Here is a 5,391-nt window from a genome sequence, read left to right as displayed (position 1 = left end):
GCTGAGTCACGGGTCTGATGAATCAAAAAATTTACCCTGATGGGAGGATGTCACAGAACTCTGCTGATGAATAACAGTTGGCTTGAGCAAAATGAAGCCTGTAAAAATAAAAAATGGACAGGCGATCGCCTGTCCATTTTTATCAGCATTGTCTGGATGTCAATGCCCGGGGTGAAAAACCGAGGGTCCTAAGATTAGGCCACCGCCAAAGTAATGCCCTCCGGTTGTGCGGTTTCAATCAGGATTTGCTCGACTTGAGCCGGAGTCAAGGTGGGATTGGCGGAGAGCATCAGGGCTACAACCCCAGCGACATAAGGGGCGGCCATTGAGGTTCCGGTTCTGAAGTTGTAGTCTTGATACAAATCCGTAGATAATACATCAACCCCGGGGGCGACCACTAAGGGGAGAGGATTGGGTCCTGCCGGATTGGAAAAGGGCGCCAATTGATTGTCTTGGTTGACTGCGCCCACGGCGATCGCCAAGTTTTGGTTAGCCAAAAATGCCGGGTCACTCGGTCGGGTCGCACCAAAGCGCTCTCGCTCATTTCCGGCGGAAATCACCGCCACAACACCCTGTTCTCGGGCAAATGCTAGAGCTGCCTCAGTCAAAGGAAACGTCGGTTCGCCAACATAATTCCCCAGGCTCATTTGCAAAACTTGTGCGCCATTCTCCACGGCATACCGAATTCCCGAGGCAATGGCCACATCAGCTTCAGCGAGAGTCTGGTAGTCTCCCAGGACTCGGACGGGCATAATAGTCGCATTGTAGGCCACTCCATTCATTTCCGTGCTCCATAGTCCGGTTAAGATATCTACCCCATTCCGTTGTGCCGCCACGGTCCCGGCAACATGAGTTCCATGAGCATTATACAAGTCCGGATTCGGGTCGTTATTGCCATCCGCAAAATCCCAGCCCCACACATCATCGACAAATCCATTCCCATCATCATCAATGCCATTATTGGGAATTTCAGTGGGATTGACCCAGATATTATTGGCTAGATCCGGATGCTGCAAGTCTACGCCATCATCTAAGACAGCGACAATGACGCCTTCCCCAGTAAACCCTCGGTTCCAAACTGCTGGTACATTCATTAAGTTGAGGTCCCGGGTGTTATTTAAAAAGGTATCACTGATGAGGTCGCCAACCGGGGCTAAACCGGGTTCCCCGATCGCCTGGGCAACGGCAGCAGCAGCATCCACTAACCCATAGCCAAATAGAGTATTAAAGTTCGAGCTGGCCGGAGTTGCTGCGAGATTGAGACTATAGTTGGTATCAAAAATACCTTGGTTGACACTCACAAAATATTCCCCCGCAGGCAATCCCAGAAATGTGATTTGTTCTGAATCCCGGGGAACGAATGGCACTGCCACCAGGGAATTGAGTAAGTCCTCCAGGGTGGGGGCCATGCTGAGAATTTCCCCGGTGTCTACAATGCCATTGCCGTTGACATCCTGAATCAAATGTAAATCCGTAATGGCCCCGAGTCCTTGCAGATTGAGTTGGATGTCACTGGGCTCGGTGAGACTGAAGCGATAGGTATCCGCCTGATTGGTCGCGGTGAGACTGCCCACCACGGTTTGAGGAAGAGGGTTTAAGGGGTCTACAGGAACAGCTTCTAACAGAGGAAACTGCACGGGTTTCGTTTCTACGCTCAAATTATAGGTTGTATTGCCGCTGTATTGTTCCACCAGAATATAATACTCTCCGGGAACCAGGGCCGGAACGTAGACATCCTCCGCCTGAGTTCCTGGTTTTACCCCTCTGGCAATGACTTCATCGTAGGAGATGATGCCATCTTGGTTGCGATCGCTGCCAATCTTGACATCGGCATCGGCGCTGAGTCCATCCAGAGTCACCCGCAATTGGTTTGGAGTTGCCAAGGAAACCCGATAAATATCAATTGGATCAAAGTCCCCTACTTGTTCAGGCACAGGAATTCCAGCGCTTTCCAAGACCTGATTCACGAATGTAAACCCCGCATTCGTGCGGTCTCCGAGGTAAAATGCTTCTGATAGAGTGTTACCGACATAATCCGGTGGTATATCGGTCCGAGGGGTTGCCTGGAGGTTAAGAGTGTAGAGGGGGGAGTCCTCATACCGATACACCTCTACAAAGTAAGTACCGGCAGGCAAACCTCGATTAAGGCTTTCGGAGGAGGTTCCATCGTTGGTGGAAGAAGCGATGATTTCTCCATAATCGATTTGGTTATTTTGGTTGACATCCTCCCCGAGGTACAGATCCGCATCACCCATGACGCCACTGAGTTCTAAGCTCACATCGCTAGGACTGTCTAAGGTGAAGCGGTAGAGTTGGCGGCGTTGCAAAACACTCAGCATTCCGTCTACCGAACGGCTTTCTAACAGTCCGAGATCCGTGACGGCACTGATTTCTCCAGTTGGACTCTGGGGGGTCAGGTTCGGGGGGGGCGGATTCTCGGTGGTTAGGTTGCCGATTCGTCCTTCTGCTTTACCCATTGTGAGGTAATGCTGAATCGAACTCATCTGACCGGCATTCACGACCGTGGCAACATCAGGGTTGTTTTCCAAATAGAAGGCTCGATTAAAGCCCCAGCCTGGTTCGCGGTCCTCGAATAGACCCGCTTGGATAAAATGTTGATAGGGAGTGACTAAGCCTGAAGCTACGGCTGTAGATACATCTGGATAGTTTTCCAGGTAAAAATCCGTAAAAAATTCAAAGATGGGATTGCGCCCTTCGGATTGTCCGAAATTCACGAAATGTTCGATCGCGGAGGTAGTTCCAGCAGCCACAGTCTGGGCGAGAACCGGGTTCTGGGCTAAATAATATTCGGTATCAAAAAATAGACTGGGGTCCCGACCTTCAAATTTACCAAAATTGATGAAATGCTCAAACCCACTCGCGAAAATCCCTGTGGCAACTGCCTCCTTTATGTCTTGATTTTGATTGAGATAGTATATCTCATCATACAAGTGAGTGATGTTCAACATTACGTTGCCCTATTTTCTTTCAAGAGATAATTAATTCTTCCAGTATATCTAATGACTTTAAAATCAACAAGTAAGATTTGTTAAACTGATTAAATTTATTAAATTAATTGAAAATCAATATGATAAATTTCAGGGATTTTCCAATAGCTTCAGTCGAAAAAATTTGACTTTGTTGCGAAATAGGTGCATCTTTTTTTTGATGCAGAAATCATCCCGATTTTGAAGCAAAGACTAGAAAAGGACCTCGTCCAAGTCCCGATGCCTTTTCTCTAGTGGCTAGTTCCCGCGATTAAATCCAGAGGTTAGAACCGTTGGTCTGTGATGTTCCGGTGGCGATTTCACCAGTTTAAACCCAGATGCTAGAAGGGTTTGCCGTTTCGATCAGAATGCGTTCGACTTGGGCAGGAGTTAAATTCGGATTAGCTTGCAACATCAAGGCAACAACTCCAGAAACATAGGGAGCAGCCATTGAGGTACCATCTAAGGTAAAATAGTTTTGATTTGGGGTGGTGGAACGGATGCCGACGCCCGGTGCTACGACGAAATTATAAGGGCCAAAGGCGGACCCGGCAGGATTAGAGAAGGGGGCCACTCGGCGATCGCGATCGACTGCACCCACGGCAATTCCCAGTCCTTCGGTGGCGCGAATGGCCGGATCTGCCGGTTGAGTCGCCCTCGCGGATCCTTCATTTCCCGAGGCAAATACCGCAACCACGCCGCGATCGCGAGCAAAGCGCAACGCTTCGGCAATCCGTTCTGTAGGCGGTTCTCCGGGCAAATTCCCTAAGCTCAAATTTAATATCTGTGCACCATTCTCCACCGCATAGCGAATTCCGTTCGCTACAGCTATTTCAAATTGGTCAAAGGACTGGCGATCGTCAAGAACACGGACCGGCATTAACGTCGCATTGTATGCCACTCCGGTCACATCAAACCCAAATCCCCCCGGTAAAGTCCCATCAATCCCATTTCTCTGTGCACCAATAATCCCCGCTAGGTGCGTGGCGTGACGTTCGGTTGAGTGAGAAAAGGAGGGATTCCCATCCCCATCCACAAAATCATAGCCGTGAAAGTCATCAATAAACCCATTGCCATCATTATCTACCCCGTTCCCGGGAATTTCACCCACATTCACCCAGAAATTCCCCTGGAGGTCCCGATGAGTGAGATCTATTCCCGTATCCAACACCGCGACAACGATTCCCTCGCCGGTATATCCTCGATTCCAAACTGCGGGTGCATTGATCGCATCTAAGGCATAATTATTGGTGATGGGATTGGTAACTTGGGGAAACGGGGTCGGTTCTCCCAGGACCCGCGCCACGGCAGCACCAGCATCCACTAACCCAAACCCAAACTGGGGGTTAAACATCGGGGGTGGGAGGTCCAGAGTCCGGGTTTCTGACTCCGTGGAGTTATCTGGGGACAGACTCAAGTGATACTGGGTTTCTCCTTCCACAGGTTTGACCCAAACGGAATAGGTTCCGGGTTCTAAGGCACTTTGGGTAATCGTTTCGGGTTGATTGCCTGGGGTGGTGGATTCGGCGAGAATTTGGGCAGTTTCGGGGGAGTCCTGAATTAAAAATAAGTCTACATCAGTCGTTAATCCATTCAGTTCGATCTGAACTGGGGTGGTTGTATCTAGGGTGAATTGGTAGATGTCTGCGGCGTTGTTGGGTTCTAAGCTGTTGCTGAGGAGGATATCTGAGGAGAGGGAACCGAGGTTCTGGGGGTATAATTCCCGGTTTCCCGTCAGGTTGGGGTAGGAGTTGGATAGGGGAAGGGTCGCCAGACTCAGATGATAGGATGTTTCTTCGTTTTGGGCAGCGATCGCCAGGGAGTAATCCCCTGGATTTAAGACCCGGTTCAAGAGTTTAGCGCGGGTTCCGGGTTCTGTATTGGCAGCGATCGCCTCGGTGAAGTCAAGGACTCGGTTGCCGTTGTGATCCTGATACAGGGTGACCTCGATCTCATCACTCAGTCTACTCAGGAGTAAACTCACTTGACTGGGGCTATCTACGCGAAACCGATACTGTTGCGGTGAGGTTTCTGGGGAAGTCGCCCCGGTCAGGTTTCGGGTCCCCAGTATCCCCAATTCTAGGGTCTCGTTGAGGGCGAGGGGTGAGTTATGTTCCGTTGCTGCACGTCCCTCCGATGCGCCCAATAGCAGGTAATGTTCGACCGCACTGATTTGTCCCGTTCTCACGAATGCAGCAACATCAGGATGATGGGTTAAATAAAATGTAGCATCAAAGTTAGGTCCAGGGGACCGTCCTTCCTCTTGTCCCGACTTGACAAAATGTTCGTAAGCGGTGAGTAAATCCGCTGTCACTGCTGTAGCAATATCCGGGTTGCGATCGAGATAAATATCTGTAAAAAATTCGGTGATTGGATCGCGATTTTCAAATTGACCCGCATCGAT

The 5,391-nt window shown here is 49.9% G+C and carries 3 protein-coding genes; 1 reads left to right on the top strand and 2 read right to left on the bottom strand.

Features of this window, described 5'->3' with window-relative positions; translation table 11 throughout:
* The first annotated feature begins 66 nt into the window (after positions 1 to 66).
* Positions 67 to 192 carry a hypothetical protein gene (locus J0895_RS26540; RefSeq protein ID WP_277989881.1) on the top strand — a complete coding sequence of 42 codons (126 nt, stop codon included), beginning with the start codon at positions 67 to 69 and terminating at the stop codon, positions 190 to 192.
* Between the two features lie 2 nt (positions 193 to 194).
* Here the strand turns inward: J0895_RS26540 and J0895_RS21185 are convergent, their stop codons facing one another.
* A complete protein-coding gene (locus tag J0895_RS21185; protein WP_207089983.1) occupies positions 195 to 2,969 on the bottom strand; it encodes a S8 family serine peptidase in 2,775 nt (924 codons plus the stop codon).
* 346 nt (positions 2,970 to 3,315) lie between these two features.
* The coding region (locus J0895_RS21180) for a S8 family serine peptidase (RefSeq protein WP_207089982.1) at positions 3,316 to 5,391 on the bottom strand (2,076 nt) is incomplete at its 5' end.

The organism is Phormidium pseudopriestleyi FRX01 (assembly GCF_017313335.1).
Classification (GTDB): Bacteria; Cyanobacteriota; Cyanobacteriia; order Cyanobacteriales; family Laspinemataceae; genus Laspinema; species Laspinema pseudopriestleyi.
Note: the sequence above shows the minus strand (reverse complement) of the source record. Positions and strands in the feature narration are given on the sequence as shown.